This window comes from uncultured Sphingomonas sp., from assembly GCF_964235535.1.
Lineage (GTDB): Bacteria > Pseudomonadota > Alphaproteobacteria > Sphingomonadales > Sphingomonadaceae > Sphingomonas.
Map to the genome: position 1 here is coordinate 1 of NZ_CAXSBH010000014.1, position 15,758 is coordinate 15,758.

At 69.1% G+C, this 15,758-nt stretch carries 17 protein-coding genes and 1 tRNA gene; 13 read left to right on the top strand and 5 right to left on the bottom strand.

Going from position 1 to position 15,758, the window contains the following annotated elements; all coding sequences use genetic code 11:
• The 3 genes from ACFE7F_RS06430 to ACFE7F_RS06440 all read right to left on the bottom strand — a co-directional run.
• A partial coding sequence (locus tag ACFE7F_RS06430; RefSeq protein ID WP_375403024.1) for an FKBP-type peptidyl-prolyl cis-trans isomerase occupies positions 1-537 on the bottom strand: 537 nt, incomplete at its 3' end.
• 91 nt (positions 538-628) lie between these two features.
• Positions 629-835 carry a 30S ribosomal protein S21 gene (rpsU, locus tag ACFE7F_RS06435; RefSeq protein ID WP_375403077.1) on the bottom strand — a complete coding sequence of 69 codons (207 nt, stop codon included), beginning with the start codon at positions 833-835 and terminating at the stop codon, positions 629-631.
• A gap of 103 nt (positions 836-938) precedes the next feature.
• Positions 939-1,940: a M48 family metalloprotease gene (locus tag ACFE7F_RS06440; protein WP_375403025.1), complete on the bottom strand. Its 1,002-nt coding sequence runs from the start codon at positions 1,938-1,940 to the stop codon at positions 939-941.
• A gap of 71 nt (positions 1,941-2,011) precedes the next feature.
• Between ACFE7F_RS06440 and cysS the strand changes: the two genes are divergently transcribed.
• The 9 genes from cysS (at position 2,012) to ACFE7F_RS06485 (ending at position 10,472) form a co-directional block, all read left to right on the top strand.
• The gene (cysS, locus tag ACFE7F_RS06445; protein WP_375403026.1) at positions 2,012-3,457 is read left to right on the top strand and encodes a cysteine--tRNA ligase; all 1,446 of its coding nucleotides are present in this window, start codon (positions 2,012-2,014) and stop codon (positions 3,455-3,457) included.
• Entirely contained in the window at positions 3,454-3,801 is a 348-nt protein-coding gene (locus ACFE7F_RS06450; RefSeq protein WP_375403027.1) for a hypothetical protein, read from the top strand. The genes cysS and ACFE7F_RS06450 overlap by 4 nt, the downstream gene beginning before the upstream one ends.
• A complete protein-coding gene (locus ACFE7F_RS06455; protein WP_375403028.1) occupies positions 3,798-4,736 on the top strand; it encodes a D-2-hydroxyacid dehydrogenase in 939 nt (312 codons plus the stop codon). Before ACFE7F_RS06450 ends, ACFE7F_RS06455 begins: the two co-directional genes overlap by 4 nt.
• Before the next feature lie 26 nt (positions 4,737-4,762).
• Positions 4,763-6,136, top strand: a complete 1,374-nt coding sequence (locus ACFE7F_RS06460; protein WP_375403029.1) for a class II 3-deoxy-7-phosphoheptulonate synthase — start codon at positions 4,763-4,765, stop codon at positions 6,134-6,136.
• A gap of 54 nt (positions 6,137-6,190) precedes the next feature.
• Positions 6,191-6,265 (top strand) — tRNA-Glu (locus tag ACFE7F_RS06465).
• A gap of 265 nt (positions 6,266-6,530) precedes the next feature.
• Positions 6,531-7,937: a circularly permuted type 2 ATP-grasp protein gene (locus ACFE7F_RS06470; protein ID WP_375403078.1), complete on the top strand. Its 1,407-nt coding sequence runs from the start codon at positions 6,531-6,533 to the stop codon at positions 7,935-7,937.
• Between the two features lie 12 nt (positions 7,938-7,949).
• Complete coding sequence (locus ACFE7F_RS06475; protein ID WP_375403030.1) at positions 7,950-8,891, top strand: alpha-E domain-containing protein; 942 nt, start codon at positions 7,950-7,952, stop codon at positions 8,889-8,891.
• Positions 8,891-9,733, top strand: coding sequence for a transglutaminase domain-containing protein (locus tag ACFE7F_RS06480; RefSeq protein ID WP_375403031.1), 843 nt, complete (start codon positions 8,891-8,893; stop codon positions 9,731-9,733). The genes ACFE7F_RS06475 and ACFE7F_RS06480 overlap by 1 nt, the downstream gene beginning before the upstream one ends.
• Positions 9,734-9,740: 7 nt before the next feature.
• Complete coding sequence (locus ACFE7F_RS06485) at positions 9,741-10,472, top strand: peptidase (RefSeq protein ID WP_375403032.1); 732 nt, start codon at positions 9,741-9,743, stop codon at positions 10,470-10,472.
• Positions 10,473-10,535: 63 nt separating this feature from the next.
• Here the strand turns inward: ACFE7F_RS06485 and ACFE7F_RS06490 are convergent, their stop codons facing one another.
• Positions 10,536-11,339: a Rieske (2Fe-2S) protein gene (locus ACFE7F_RS06490; protein WP_375403033.1), complete on the bottom strand. Its 804-nt coding sequence runs from the start codon at positions 11,337-11,339 to the stop codon at positions 10,536-10,538.
• Positions 11,340-11,384: 45 nt separating this feature from the next.
• Between ACFE7F_RS06490 and mtnP the strand changes: the two genes are divergently transcribed.
• Entirely contained in the window at positions 11,385-12,251 is an 867-nt protein-coding gene (mtnP, locus tag ACFE7F_RS06495) for an S-methyl-5'-thioadenosine phosphorylase (RefSeq protein WP_375403034.1), read from the top strand.
• Here the strand turns inward: mtnP and ACFE7F_RS06500 are convergent.
• The gene (locus ACFE7F_RS06500) at positions 12,248-13,228 is read right to left on the bottom strand and encodes a radical SAM protein (protein WP_375403035.1); all 981 of its coding nucleotides are present in this window, start codon (positions 13,226-13,228) and stop codon (positions 12,248-12,250) included. The genes mtnP and ACFE7F_RS06500 overlap by 4 nt on opposite strands.
• A gap of 80 nt (positions 13,229-13,308) precedes the next feature.
• On the opposite strand from ACFE7F_RS06500, the gene ACFE7F_RS06505 reads away from it, so the two are divergent.
• From ACFE7F_RS06505 to ACFE7F_RS06515, 3 genes are read left to right on the top strand one after another with little or no spacing between them, the layout of a single operon-like run.
• A complete protein-coding gene (locus tag ACFE7F_RS06505; RefSeq protein ID WP_375403036.1) occupies positions 13,309-14,352 on the top strand; it encodes an SDR family oxidoreductase in 1,044 nt (347 codons plus the stop codon).
• Positions 14,336-14,926, top strand: coding sequence for a TIGR04282 family arsenosugar biosynthesis glycosyltransferase (locus ACFE7F_RS06510; protein ID WP_375403037.1), 591 nt, complete (start codon positions 14,336-14,338; stop codon positions 14,924-14,926). The genes ACFE7F_RS06505 and ACFE7F_RS06510 overlap by 17 nt, the downstream gene beginning before the upstream one ends.
• Entirely contained in the window at positions 14,923-15,660 is a 738-nt protein-coding gene (locus ACFE7F_RS06515; RefSeq protein WP_375403038.1) for a glycosyltransferase, read from the top strand. Before ACFE7F_RS06510 ends, ACFE7F_RS06515 begins: the two co-directional genes overlap by 4 nt.
• Positions 15,661-15,758 lie beyond the last annotated feature (98 nt).

The window sequence follows — 15,758 nt, forward strand, 5'->3', positions numbered from 1 at the left end:
CGCGCCGCCGGGACCGGCCGGGCCCATATTCTGCTGCATCTGGCGCAGCACGGTCTCGGGAATGAAATCGAGCATCTCGACATCGAAGGTCAGCGTCGAGCCGGGCGGGATCGCGCCGTCGCCTGCGCCCTTCTCGCCGTACGCGAGCTGGGGCGGCAGCCAGATGCGGTATTTCGAACCCTTGGACATCAGCTGCAACGCTTCGGAGAAGCCCGGCACCACGCCCGTGACCGGCATGGGGGTCGGCTGCTGCGACTTGTCGAACGTCTTGCCGTTCAGGAACTTGCCCTCGTAATTGACGAGAGCCACGTCCGTCGTGGTCGGCCGTGGAGCGCCCGCTGCGCCGGCCTGAAGCACGCGGTATTGCAGCCCAGACGCGGTGGTGACGACACCGGAGGCGCGTGCGTTGCGGGCGAGGAAATCATCCCCCTGCCGCGCCAGCGCGTAGGCGGAGACGAGCGCAAGCGCCAGACCGAGCCACAACCAGATGAGATAGCCGCGCTTGACGGGGCGTAGCGGTACGGCGGTTATGGACATGATCGCGGCTCCTGGTCGGCGGGATCACACCGGCGGCGCGGTCCGCCGGGGCGACGAACGGACGGCCCGGCGCGCGGAGCCGCAGGTAGACTTACCGGGCGCCGTCGCGCTCGGCGCGCTTACGCTCCAGCTTACGGGCGCGGCGCACGGCGGCCGCGCGCTCGCGGGCGCGCTTCTCCGACGGCTTCTCATAGTGACGGCGCAGCTTCATCTCGCGGTACACGCCCTCGCGCTGCAGCTTCTTCTTGAGCGCGCGCAGGGCCTGATCGACGTTGTTGTCGCGAACCATGATCTGCATAAACGAGTTAGCTCCGAGCGTAATGACGAACGCGGCTGCGGACACATGCCCGCGCCGTTGATTTGCCCGCCTAACAGCGCCTCGCGCCGGAGGCAAGCCATGCTCACCGCAACGGCTGGTCGCGTTGCGCGAGTACGGGCGGCGTGTATGGCGTGCCTCCGTCGCGCGGGATGCGCGCGATCTCCAATTCAAGCGCTTGCGCGCGGGCCGAGGAGGCGGGGTGCGTGCGGCTTCGAAAGATTCCGTGATCGATGTCGCCGCCGTGTTCGCGCCAGAAACGCGGCGCGGCGGCGGGATCGTAGCCGCCGTTGCGCAGCAGGTGCACGCTGAGAAGATCCGCCTCCTCCTCCGTCCGTCTGAACAGGCGCCCGTTGCGTCCAAGTTCCGCCAGCATGCCCCAGCGAGCCCCCGCCGCCTCCAGGCGCGAACGGTGCAGGAGCACCAGATGCGCCAGTTCATGCGCCACGATGACCGCGACCTCCTCGTCGCCATATCGCTCCAGGAAGCGCACCCCGATCTGGACGATGCGCCCATCCGCGCGCGCCGTCATCTTGGGCCCGAGCAGCAGCTCGAACGCGGCCCTGCATCCCGGGCTCGCCGGCACCGTCACCGTCCGGGCAACACCGTTCCGGATCAGGCCCAGTCGGAGCGGCTGGTCCGCCGGGCGGGCGGCGAGGACGGCGACCGCCGCGTCGCGCGTGGCGCTGGTCTGCGCTCCGCCCGCAACCTGCAGCGGCGTCGCGTGGTTGCCGACCGCCGCGACCGCATCGTCGGCCCGCACGCCCGCTACGTCGGCGGCGCTCCCCGGCACGACCAGCTCGACCGCTACCGGTCGCTCAAAGCCGAAGGCGGTGCGCGCCGCGGTGCGGTCGGCGGGGGCGTATTGGTCGAGCGCGTGGAGTACCAGTCCGGTCGCGGGCTGCCGCTCCGCGCATAGCGAGACGTTGCGCGTGACCAGCCGGTGCGCGATCGCCGCCAGCCGTCCGTCGGCTTGCCTCAGCCGCGAGAACCACGCCGCGTCGGGCGGCCCGTCGGCGGCGCGGCCGACATCCGAAAACGCCGCCGCGCAAATCGACAGGGCGGCGAGAATCGGCAGGTAGCGCATTGGGCGAGCCCGTATAGCCGGTCACCGCACCACGCTAGCCCGCGCGACCGGCGGTGACTAAGGCCTCGTCCATGACCCGCCCCGTTCTCCGCTTTTACAACAGCCTGTCCCGCGCGGTGGAACCGTTCCGCCCGATCGACCCTGCGAATGTGCGCGTCTATTCCTGCGGACCGACCGTTTACGATTATGCGCATCTCGGCAATTTGCGTGCGTACGTCTTCACCGACACGCTGGCGCGCACGCTGCGCTGGAGGGATCATCCCGTCACCCATGTGATGAACATCACCGATGTCGGCCACCTGCAATCCGACGCCGACGAGGGCGAGGACAAGATGGAAGCGCGCGCGCGGGAGGCCGGCGGGGATATCTGGACGATCGCGCGGACCTACACCGCCGCCTTCCAGCGCGATCTGGCCGACCTCCGCATCGTCCAGCCCACCCGCATGCCGCTCGCGACCGATCACATTGCGGAGATGATCGCCTTTGCCGAGACGATCGCCGACCGGCACTGCTACTTACTCGATACGGGCCTGTATTTCGATACGTCTACGGTGCCCGATTACGGCCGCCTGGCGCGCGCGCGGGACGACGAGGGCGAGCACCGGATCGACCCGGTCGCGGGCAAACGGCATCCGCAGGATTTCGCGATTTGGCGCCGGTCCGCCGCGCATGAGAACCGACAGATGGAGTGGGACTCGCCCTGGGGTCGCGGGGCACCCGGCTGGCATCTGGAATGCTCGGTGATGAGCAGGCTGTATCTGGGCGAGCGGTTCGACATCCATACCGGCGGCGTCGACCACCGCGAGATCCACCATCCCAACGAGATCGCGCAGAACCAGGCCTATTGCGGCTGCGCGGACACGGGCGCGACGGTCTGGATGCACAACAACTTCCTAGTCGAACGATCGGGCAAGATGTCCAAATCGTCCGGCGAGTTCCTGACGCTTGGCGCGCTGGTCCGCCGCGGGTTCCACCCCCTCGCCTTCCGTCTGATGTGCCTCCAGGCGCATTACCGGTCGGAGATGGAGTTCGGCTGGGACGGCCTGGTCGCCGCGACCGTCCGGCTGAAGCGGTTGGTCCAGGCGACCGCGGCGTCGCGCGCACGCGCGGGTGAGGCGGTCGACGATACGCCCGCGCCGCCGGCGGTCGAGGCGCTGCTCGCCCGGTTCGATGAGGCTGTGTGCGACGATCTAGCCACCCCGCGCGCGCTGGTGGCGCTCGACGAGTTGCTCGCGCTCCGGAAGCTGCCGCCCGCCGCCGTCCTGGTGGGCGTGGGCCGAATGGATAAGGTGCTCGGGCTCGACCTCCTCGCGCTCGACCGCGCCGCGCTGAGGACCCGCCCCGCCGATGCGATTCTCGACGAGGCCGCTGTGGAGGCCAAGCTGGCCGAGCGCCGCGAGGCGCGCGCCGCGCGCGACTTCGCGCGGTCCGACGCGATCCGCGACGAGCTCGCCGCGGCCGAAATCGAGGTCATGGACGGCGACGAGCTCGGCTGGGATTGGAGGCCGCGCGCGTGACGGACATCCCGGCGCTCTATCAAAGGCTGATCCTGTGGGTCGGCGACGGCACCGGCTTGCCCGATGCGATCCTCCACATCCATGCCGGGCTCGCCGTGCTGATGATCGCGCGCGTCGTCACCGGCCGCTCGCTCGCCACCCTAGTGCCCTTCGCGTTCGTCGCGCTGGCCGAGTTCGGCAACGAGCTGCTCGACTTCCTCGCATATGGCATGCGTTGGGGCGACACGCTGAGCGACATCGGCAATACGCTGTTCTGGCCGCTGGTCATCAGCCTGGGCGTGCGCTGGCGGCCCATGACCCGACGCGATCGCCGCGACCTCGAATCCAAGGCGATAGATGCATGAAGGCCGTCCTCCCCGCGCTCGCCCGTCCGCTCCTCGAGGCCCGGCTTCCGGACGATCTGAAGGTCGCCTGGTTCGCATCGCCGCGTGAGGCCGCCGCCGGCATCGCCGACGCCGAGATTGCCTGGGTGGACATGCAGCCGACAAGCCTCGTTGCCGATGCGGTCCGCGCGGGCGGGCCGGGCCTGAGATGGGTATCGACCATCTATGCCGGGCTCGACGCGTTCCCGCTCGACTGGCTACGCGAGCGAGGCGTGATCCTGACCAACGGCGTCGGGATAAACGCGATCGCGGTGGCCGAGTATGCGGTCATGGGCGTCCTCGCCGCCGCCAAGCGGTTCGACGAGGTCGTCCGCGCGCAACGCCGCGGCGACTGGCTGGCCGACGCGCCGGGCAAGATCGAGCTTTTCGGGACACGCGCGATCATCATCGGCTACGGCGCGATCGGCCGACTGATCAGCGAGCGGCTCGCAGCGTTCGGCGTCGCAGTGACCGGCGTCACCCGCTCGGGCGCGTCCGGCACGCTTACCCCCGACGCATGGCGCGAGCGCCTGCCCGAATTCGATTGGGTGATCCTCGCCGCCCCGTCCACGCCCGACACCAAGGCGATGATCGGCACGGCCGAACTCGCGCGGTTCAAGCCCGGCGCTTGGCTCGTCAACATCGCGCGCGGCGACATGGTGGACGAGGAGCCGCTGCTGGCCGCGCTCCGCTCCGGCGCGATCGGCGGCGCGTTCCTCGACCCGACCAACCCCGAGCCATTGCCGCCCGGGCACCCGCTCTGGACCGCACCCAACTGCATGCTGACCATGCATCTGTCGGGCCGCAGCCAGACCAAGATGTTCCAGCGCGCGGGCGAGTTGTTCCTCGCCAACCTCGACGCCTATCGCGCCGGTGGACGCATGAAGAACGTGGCGGATCTGGAAGCGGGGTATTAGGAGAGGCCGCGAAACGGAGAACCGCCATGCCCGCCACCTGGGCTCCCGACAGCTGGATGCGGGCCGAAGCCCGCCAGCTTCCGACCTACCCCGACCCGACCGCGCTCCACGCCGCGACCGAGACGCTGCGCACCTACCCCCCGCTCGTCTTCGCGGGCGAGGCGCGCAACCTCACGGCCGATCTCGCCCGCGTCCAGCGCGGCGAGGCGTTCCTGCTCCAGGGCGGCGACTGCGCGGAAAGTTTCGCCGAGTTCCACCCCGACAACATCCGTGACACCTTCCGCGTCATCCTTCAGATGGCGGTCGTGCTCACCTTCGCGTCCAAGCTGCCGGTCGTGAAGCTCGGCCGGATGGCGGGCCAGTTCGCCAAGCCCCGCTCAGCCCCGACCGAGACCGTGGGCGGCGTCGAGATGCCGTCCTACCGCGGCGACAACGTCAACGACATCGCCCCCACGCTCGCGGCCCGCACGCCCGATCCGGAGCGGATGATCCGCGCCTATTCGCAGTCCGCTGCCACGCTCAACCTGCTACGCGCCTTTGCGCAAGGAGGGTATGCGAACCTCCACCAGGTCCATCGCTGGACGCATGATTTCCTGGGCGCGAGCCTTTGGGGGCGCAAATACCGCGAGACCGCCGACCGTATCGGCGAGGCGCTGGATTTCATGCGCGCTTGCGGCATCGACCCGGAAACCGTGCCGCAACTGGCGCAGACGCAGTTCTACACCAGCCACGAGGCGCTGCTGCTCCCTTACGAGCAGGCGATGACCAGGCGGGACTCGCTCACGAACGACTGGTACGACACGTCGGCGCATTTCCTGTGGATCGGCGACCGCACCCGCTTCGAGGGATCGGCGCATGTCGAGTTCCTGCGGGGGGTCGGCAATCCGGTGGGCGTGAAATGCGGGCCGTCGCTCGATCCCGATATCCTTCTTCGGCTGCTCGACACGCTCAACCCTACCCGCGCGTCCGGCCGCGTCACCCTCATCACCCGCTACGGCCATGACAAGGTGGAGGCCCACCTCCCCCGCCTGATCCGCGCCGTCACGCGCGAGGGCCACCCGGTCGTCTGGTCCTGCGACCCGATGCACGGCAACACGGTGCAGTCCGCCAGCGGCTACAAGACCCGCCCATTCGACCGTATCCTAGCCGAGGTCCGCGCGTTCTTCGCCGTCCACCGCTCGGAGGGCACGCATGCGGGCGGCATCCATGCGGAGATGACCGGCAGCAACGTGACCGAATGCACCGGCGGCGCGGTCGACGTCACCGACCAGTCGCTCGCCGATCGCTATCATACCCACTGCGACCCGAGGTTGAATGCGGGGCAGTCTCTGGAGCTGGCGTTCTCGCTGGCGGAGATGCTGAACGCCGAGATGAGCGAACGCCGGAGCGCCGCGGCCTAACGACCCGCCCTTGACGAATCTCGGCCCGCCCCGTATCCGCATACCTCCGCTCATGGCCCCTTCGTCTAGCGGTTAGGACGTCGCCCTCTCACGGCGAAAGCACGAGTTCGATTCTCGTAGGGGTCACCAAGCCGCCCGTTATTGCCGGAAAGCTGCGAATTAGCGCGCAGAGCCACGACATATCAGCCGCTAAGTGTGTCGTCCGCGGTTCGGGCCTTGCGCGTGCGTGGAGATGTCGCCGGAGCCGTTACCCGACGGGCTCCATATCGGAAACCAAGCGGGGCGTGTTTCCGGGTTGGAAACATCACGGAGGCGCTTGCGCTTGTTCGCCGCAGCGCACAAACTCCCCGCGACAACGCGAGGGCCGAGCTTGGACGTCAACGCATTCAATGAGATGACCGGGCACTCGGGGGAGCTTGAGGGACCCCGCGACTGCTACGCCGCCGTTGCGCTCTGGCTTAGAGAGTCGCCCGACGAATTCCTCCAGACCCGCCGCGCCCAGGCCGAGCTGTTCTTCCGCCGGATCGGCATCACCTTCGCCGTCTATGGCGACGCCGACGCCGGCGAACGCCTGATCCCCTTCGATATCGTGCCCCGCGTGCTGTCGCGCAAGGAATGGACCCGACTGGAAGCGGGGCTGGTCCAGCGCGTGACCGCGCTGAACGCGTTCCTGGGGGATATGTACGGCACGCGCGACATCATCCGCGCCGGCGTCCTTCCGGAGGACCTGATCCTTCGAAATCCGCAGTTCCTGCTTCCCGCGATCGGTCTGAAACCCGCCCACGGCATCTACGTCCACATCGCCGGCATCGATCTGGTCCGCACCGGTGCCGACGAGTTCCACGTGCTCGAGGACAATGTGCGCACCCCGTCGGGCGTCTCATATATGCTCGAGAACCGCGAGGTGATGCACCGCCTCCTGCCCGAGCTCGTCGAGCGCCACCGCGTGGCGCCGATCGAGGAGTATCCGGAGGCCCTGCTTCAAACCCTCCGTTCGGTCGCGCCGCCGCGCTGCACCGGCGATCCGACGGTGGCCGTGCTCACTCCGGGCTTCCACAACTCGGCTTATTACGAACACGGCTTCCTGGCCGACAAGCTTGGCGTCGAACTTGTCGAGGGCAACGACCTGTTCGTGTCCGACGACATCCTGTTCATGCGCACCACGGAAGGGCCCAAGCGCGTCGACGTCCTTTATCGCCGGGTCGACGACGCCTATCTCGACCCGCTCGTCTTCCGCCCCGACTCGATGCTCGGCGTTCCCGGCCTGATGGCGGCGCACGCGGCCGGCAATTTGAGCGTCGCCAACGCGGTCGGTGCCGGCATCGCCGACGACAAGGCGATCTATAGCTACATGCCCGAGATCGTCCGCTTCTACACCGGCCGCGACGCCATCCTGCCCAACGTTCCCACCTGGCGGTGCCGCGAACCCGACGCGCTCGCCCATGTCCTCGACCGGCTGCCCGAGCTCGTCGTCAAGGAGGTGGACGGGTCGGGCGGCTACGGCATGCTCGTCGGCCCCCACGCCACGTCGGAGGAGATCGCCGAGTTCCGCGCCAAGCTCGCCGCCACGCCCGACAAGTTCATCGCCCAGCCCACGCTGGCGCTGTCCACCTGCCCCACGCTCGCCGATGAGGGACTGGCGCCGCGGCATGTCGACCTGCGCCCATTCGTCCTTACCGGCGCGACGGGCACCAAGATCGTTCCGGGCGGCCTGACCCGCGTCGCGCTCCGCCCCGGTTCGCTGGTGGTCAATTCCAGCCAGGGCGGCGGCACCAAGGACACTTGGGTGCTAGATGACTGAGGAACGCGCCTGATGCTGTCCCGCACCGCCGGCGCGCTGTTCTGGACGGGTCGCTATGTCGAGCGCGCCGACTTCGTGTCGCGCCTGGTCGAGGCGACCTTGCGCCTCGCCGCCATGCCGTCCGGTTACGGCGGCGACGTCGCCGCGTGGCGTGGGGCACTGGCGGCGGCCGGGGTGGACGCGCCGTATGCGGTCGCGCATCCCGAGCTCGCGGAGGTGACGGCCCTGCAATATCTGTCGCTCGATCCGCTCAACCCGTCCTCCATGCGCTCATGCATCGAACAAGCGCGCACCAACGCCCGCGCCGTCCGCACCGCGCTGACCGCCGAGGTATGGGAGGCGATCAACACCGCCTGGCTCGAGGTCGAACGTTTCGGCCCCGCGCTCGACGGGCTTGTCACGCTGAACCGCCTGCTCGACTGGGTAAAGGCCGCCGTCCTCTCCTTCGACGGTGCCAACCACCGGACCATGCTACGCGACGACGCCTATTGGTTTATCAGGCTGGGCGCCGCGATCGAGCGCGCCGACAACACCGCGCGGCTGCTCGACGTCAAATATCACCTGCTGCTCCCCCGGACCGAGCCGGTCGGCGGCAGCCTCGATTATTTCCAGTGGACCACCATCCTGCGCACCGTGTCCGCGCTGACCGCCTATCGCCACGTCTACCGGGACGGCGTAAAACCCTGGCTGGTCGCCGACCTGTTGATCCTGAACCGCACCATGCCGCGTTCGCTCAGCACCTGTGCGCACGACTCGGTGCGCTACCTGGACCAGCTCGCCCATGTCCGCGGTCGCCGCGGCCCCGCGCACCGCCAAGCCGTCGCGATCGCATCCCGCCTCTCGAGCGCCAACATCGAGGGCATCTTCGCCGCCGGGCTGCATGAACGCATCCAGGACTTCCTCGACGACAACAATCGCTTGGGCGAGCTCGTCGCCGAACAGTATCTGTTCTGATGCGCATCAGGGTCGATCACCGCACCACCTACCGCTACGACGCTCCCGCATCCGGGCTGGTCCAGCTGCTGCGGCTGCGCCCTTGCGACCATGATGGTCAGCATGTGGGCGACTGGCGGATCGACATCGACGTCGACGGGACCCTGCGCGAAAGCCGCGACGCGTTCGGCAACCGCGTCGCCGCCTTTTACGCCGATGGGCCGCTCTCCACGCTGACGATCGGCGTCGCCGGCGAGGCGGAGATCCAGGACACCGCCGGCCTGATCCGCGCGCCCGAGCCGCTTCCCGCGCCCGTCTACCTTCGTGCGACGACGCTCACGGCCGCCACGCCCGAGCTCGTAGCCTGGGCGCGGCGTTTCGCCGCCGAACCTCCGCTCGCCGCGCTTCACGCCTTGAACGCCGCCATCCACGACGAACTCCGCTTCGAGGTCGGCGCGACCGACAGCGCCACCACCGCCGCGGCCGCGCTCGTCGCCGGCCACGGCGTTTGCCAGGATTTCGCGCACATCTTCGTCACCGCCGCGCGTGCGATGGGGCACCCCGCGCGCTACGTCTCCGGCCATCTCGCCAGGGACGACACGCAGGATGCCGCCCATGCCTGGGCCGAGGCGCTGGTGCCGGACCTGGGCTGGGTCGCGTTCGATCCCGCCAACGGCATCTCCGCGACCGATCGCCACCTGCGCATCGCGGTCGGCCTCGACTATCTGGACGCGGCCCCTATCCGCGGCGCGCGGCGCGGGGGCGGAACCGAACACATGCACGTGACCGTCAACGCCGGCCCCTCGCCACGCCAGTGGCAAGGACAGGACGCCGGCACCTTCCAATCCCAAAGCCAAGGGTGAGACGCCCATGACCTACTGCCTCGGAATGCTCGTGGAAGACGGCCTGGTGATGCTGGCCGACACCCGTACCAATGCGGGCGTCGACAACATCTCCACCTATCGCAAGCTGCGCATCGTCGCGAACCCGCCGGACCGCTTGGTCGCGATCGCGTCGGCGGGCAGCCTGTCGACCACTCAGGCCGCGATGCAGCGGCTGGAGGGCGGTGTCCTAAATCCGGAGACGGGCGAGCTCGACACCTTCCTGACCGTCCCCTCCATCTTCGCCGCGGCCCTGGCGGCCGGCCGTGCGATCCGCATGTCGCGCGACGCCCTGTCGGGGCTGCAGCAGGAGAACGTCAATTTCGATGCGACGTTGCTGATCGGCGGCGCGGTCGGCGACGAGCCGCCGCGGCTGTTCCTCGTCTACGCCGCGGGCAACGTCATCGAGTGCGGACCCGATACGCCCTACCTACAGATCGGCGAGACGAAATACGGCAAACCCATCCTCGACCGGGCCCTTCGTCATTCCTGCCCGATACCCGAGGCGATCAAGATCGCGCTCATTTCCTTCGACTCGACCATGCGCTCGAACCTGGCGGTCGGCCCGCCGCTCGATCTGCTCGTGATCCGAAACGGACAGCGTGGCGGTGAAAGCGTCCGACGCATTACGGACGACGACGAGTATTTCCGGGACTTGGCCCGGCGGTGGTCCGAAGCGCTGGCGCACGCGCGGGCGGAGATACCCGATCCGACCTATTAAGGTCGCGCGGTGGAGCTCGATCGTCGCTTAAGCGATCCGATCCCCGGATCGCCCGTCCATACGTCAGGCCAGACTTTCGACAGCCGCCGTCACCCGCCCGCCCTCCACGGTGATGTGCGGCGCTCGATCGAGGGTGAGCCCGGGCCTGCCCACGCACGTGCCCGTCACGATGTCGAACAGGTAGCCGTGCCAGGGACAGCGGACCGCTCCCGCGACGACGGGCGCGTTGCCCAGCGGTCCCAGCCAATGCGGGAAGACGGTCGCATGCGCCACCAGCCTGCCTTCCAGCGCGACCAACCGAAACGATCGAGCACCCCATTCGAAGAATACCGGTAGCCGCGCCCGCGACTCCACCTCGCGGCCAAGGTCGAGCCGGGCCGGCATATCGGACGCGGCCGTCGACGCGGACAGCATCCGCTCGCGCTCGCGCATCATCGCCTCGTCTTCGTCCCACAACCGCGCATAGATAGCGGCATAGGCCCGGCCGATCTCGTCGAGGCGGTCGGGCCGGGTCTCCGGCACATGGAATTCCACGGACATGTCCGTGACGTGCGGCGCGACGGGCGCCAACTTCACCCTGATCTGCGTACCCGCGCCCTTGCCTTCGAGCGTGGTCGAGACATAGCTGCCGTCGTCGCGGTCCGCTCGCAGCTCGGTCAACTGCTCGTCACGGTTCGCCAGCACGAGCCGCGCGCGCCAGCCCCAGGCACCGCGATCCAGGAGATCGCACGCGATGAAGCTGCCGTCATGCAGATGCGCCAGGTGCTCCCAGTCGTAAACGTTCTCCCACACGCGCCGGAGCGACGCGCCCACGCGCCGACCGTACGTGCCCGCCAGATGTAGTTTGGGTTGAGGAGCGAGGACCATGCGCTAAGGCTAGGGGCGGGTTGGACGGATGGAAAGGCGGCGCGCGTGGGCGGATGGACGATCGGCGTGATCGGTGGGTCGGGACTCTACGCGATCGACGCATTGGAGGAGCCCGAGCGCCGAACGATCGACGGTCCCTTTGGCGAGCCGTCGGACACGTTGCTGTGCGGGCGGATCGGTGCCGTCCGTTTCGTGTTCCTCCCCCGCCACGGCCCCGGCCACCGCCTGCCGCCCGGCGCGGTCAACGCGCGCGCCAATATCGACGCGTTGAAGCGCGCGGGCTGCACCGACGTGCTGGCGATCTCGTCGGTGGGCTCGTTGCGCGAGGAGCTTGAGCCCGGACGTTTCGTCGTCGTCGACCAGTTCGTCGACCATACGGTCGCTCGGCCGTCGAGCTTTTTCGGCCCCGGCCTCGTCGCGCATGTGTCGATGGCGGAGCCCGTCTGCCCGCGCCTGTCCGCCTTCGCGGCCGATGCCACGGCGGCCGCGGGTGCGCCGACGGCGAAGGGCGGCACGTATCTCGCGATGGAGGGACCGCAATTCTCGTCGAGGGCGGAGTCGGCGCTGTACCGACAATGGGGCTGCGACGTGATCGGCATGACCGCGATGCCGGAAGCCAAGCTCGCGCGCGAGGCCGAGCTGCCGTACGCGCTGGTCGGCATGGTTACCGATTACGATTGCTGGCGCTCGGACGTAGCGCCCGTCGAGGTGGCGGACGTGATCGCGCGATTGGGCGCGAACGCGTCGGTCGCGCGGCGGCTGGTCGAGGAGCTGGCACGGCTGCTGCCGCCCGAGCGCACCGCGTCGCCGCTCGACACGGTGCTCGACTTCGCGCTGATCACCGACCCCGCCCACCGCGACCCGGCGCTGGTCGCGACGTTGGACGCCGTGGCCGGGCGCGTGCTCCGCTAGCCGCTGCAACTCGCCCCGCCCAGAACGCAGAAGCGCGCGCAATGCGGGTGATTGAGCGCCACCGGCCGCATCGCCCCCGCCAGCGTCGACCCCATATCGAAACCGGGATCGTAGGGCAGCAACGTGCAGGCGGCGACGCTGAGCCGCGTCTCGCCCCGGCGTTTCACGACCATGCGGCTCGAGGCGCACATAACGGATGCGGGCGACAGGTTCAGGATGGACCAGCAGCCGTCGCTGATCTCCGGAACGTCGGTCGCCACGTCCATCTCCGGAAACAGGACGAGACGCGACGGGTCGGCGCCGTCGATCGGCAGTCCAAGCCCGGCGAACAGCCGAGCATAGGCGATCCGCGCGTCGACCTCCGCCTCGCCCGGCAGCGCGCGGCCGGCGACCGCGAGGCGGAACCCTTCCGACGCCAGCCAGCGGAGACCGTCAACCGCCTTGTCCCACGTATCGGCGCCGCGCTCCGCCTCGTGCACGGCCCGCGAATGATGGTCGAGGCTGACGCGCATCGTCAGCCGGTCGCCATGACGGGCGCGCAATGTCGCGAGCTCTCGCTCGAAACGGCGCATCGGCCGCATCGCGTTGGTGAGCACCAATGCGTCGAAGCCTCGCTCCAGCACCTCGTCCAGCATCGCGACGATGTCGCGGTTCATGAACGGCTCGCCGCCAGTGAAGCCGATCTCGCATACGGGCAAGCGCTCGGCCGCGACCTCGTCGAGATAGGCGGTAACCTCGGCGGCCGTGAGGTAGACCAGCGCGTCGTTCCGTGGCGAGCTCTCGATATAGCAGGTGGCGCAGGCGAGATTGCACAGCGTGCCGGTGTTGAACCAGAGGGTGGTCAGCCCCGTCATCGGCGCGACCGCGCGGCGCTCGCCCTTGGCGGTGACGAGGGGGTCGCGGAACTTGGCCGGGTCGATCGGGCTCCGGTCCGCGCGGCGGAACGGGCTGGCGGCTGCGGCGGGATGATCGACCATGATCCGCATATGGAGTCACGGTCGCCGACCCGCCACTCGCAGGCCTGTTCGCCGCTTCGCTTCCGGCCTAAGCGCGTGCGATGGCCGCGCCTCTTACCGCCAGCCGCATCCTGTTGACGGGCGCCTCCGGACTGCTCGGCGGCGAGTTGGCGGGAAGACTCCTCGACTGCGGGCACCACGTCACCGCGCTCGTCAATCGCAACCGCCAGGTGCGGCGGAACGACGGCCGGCTGCTGCCCGAAGGCAGGATCGCGTTGCTGTCCGGCGACATTACCTGCGCCGACTTCGGGCTGGACGAGGTCGCGGCGGAGGAGGTGGCGTGTGGGCACGACCTGCTGGTCCACTGCGCTGCGGCGACCGGGTTCGACCTCGCCCCCGCCATCCATCGGGCGGTCAATGTGGACGGGACGCGGCACGCGGTCGAATTGGCGCGCCGCGCCCGCCTGCCGTTGCTGCAGGTGAGCACCGCTTACGCCTGGGGCAAGCGCGACGGACCGGTCCCGGAGACGCCGCTCGGCGGCCGGCTCGACCACGCCAACGGTTATGAGGCGAGCAAGGCGGCGGCCGAGGAGATCGTCCGCGCCTCCGGCCTGCCTTGTGCGATCGCGCGCCCCGGCATCGTGGTCGGCGATTGGACGACGGGCGCGATCCGCAGTTTCGACACTTTCTATGCCATATTCCGCCTGCTCGCGACCGGCCGGGTCGGGACGATCCCCGCGACCCCGAATGCGACGCTCGATCTGGTGCCCATCGACCATGTCGCGGCCGGGCTGGTCGACTTGGCCGAGCAGATCCATGAGGCGGACGGCGGCGTGTTTCACCTCGTCTCGGGCGCGCCCGTCTCCGTCGGCCGCTTCCGCGATGCGATTTCCGCCTGGCCGCAGTTCGCAAAGGCCGAGTTGATCGAACCGGCCGCGTTCGATCCGGCCCTGTTGCCGCCGCGCGAGCGCAGGCTCCACGAACGCGTGCTCGGACTCTATGCCAGCTACTTTCGGCACGATCCCCACTTCGCCGACGAACGCGCCCGGGCGTTCACCGGACGGAGCTGCCCGCCGACCGACGACGCATTCCTCCAACGGCTCGCGGCCTACGCGATCGGGGCGGGTTATGTCCCGGCCGAGTGAACCGCGCGTCGCCGTCTTTGCCCGCTATCCGACGCCGGGCCGGGCCAAGACGCGTCTGATCCCGGCTTTGGGCGCGGCGGGCTCGGCGGCGCTTCATCGCCAGCTGGTCGAACGAACGCTTCGTGCGGTGAAGGCTTCCGGGCTGCCGTTCGAACTCCGCACGACGGGTGCGGACGCGGTGGCGTTCCAAGACTGGCTCGGGACCCTGTCGGTAGTCGATCAGGGTGACGGCGACCTCGGCGAACGACTGGCGCGCGCGGGGCCGCCTTATCCCACGCTGTTCATCGGCTCGGACGCGCCCGATCTGTCGCCGGGGCATCTCAGCGCCGCCGCCGCCGAGCTGGATCGCGCTCCCGCCGTGATCGGGCGTGCGGAGGATGGGGGCTATTGGCTGCTCGGCCTCGCGCGCGCGGTGCCCGGCGTGTTCGACGGCGTCGATTGGGGCACGGACGCGGTGTTCGCGCAGACGCTGGCCCGCCTTCGGACGGCCGGGATCGAACCCGTGCTGCTTTCCGAGCTCGCCGACCTGGATCGGCCGCAGGATCTGGCGCGCTGGCCGGACCTCGCCCGATGATCACGGAGGCCGTGGCCGTGGCGATCGTCATCCCCACGCTCGACGAGGCGACGACGCTTCCACGGCTGGCTCGCCTCCTGGCCGCGCTCGATCCGCGGCCGGCCGAGCTGATCCTTGTCGATGGCGGGAGCACCGACGGCACCGCCGATTTCGCCCGGATGTTAGGCTTCGTCGTCGTTGAGCATGCGCCGGGCCGTGCGACACAGGTCAATCGCGGTGTCGCCGAGGCCAATAGCCCGTTCGTCTGCGTGCTCCACGCCGACACGCTACCACCCGACGACTTGGTCGCGGTCGTGCGCCGCACGCTTTCCGACCCGCGGGTGGCGCTCGCGGGCTTCACGCCGCTCCTGAGCGGGCCGGAAAAGGTGCGCTGGGCGACCTCGTTCCATAACTGGATCAAGACCTGGTACGCGCCGCTGCTGTTCCGCCCGCACCTGTTCGTACGCGGCGTGCGCCTGTTGTTCGGCGATCACGCTATGTTTTTCCGGCGCGACCAGTTTCTTGCCGTCGGCGGCTGCGACGAGGGCATAGCCGTAATGGAGGAGGCGGACCTGTGCATCAAGCTCGCCCGATTCGGTCGCGTGCGCCTCGTCAACCGGGTGATCATCACCTCCGATCGGCGCGTCGCCGCGTGGGGCGAGTGGCGGGCGAACTGGCTGTATCTCCGGGTCGGCGTCAATTGGGCGCTGGGCATCAGGAAGCGGCTGGGCGACCATTATCCGCATGTTCGATGACCGTTGGAAGGCTTCCGGGGATACGCTGTCCGGGTCCGGCGGCATGGAACCGCCGGGCTGGACGCCGCCGGATCGATCCTTGCGGAATGTGGACTTAG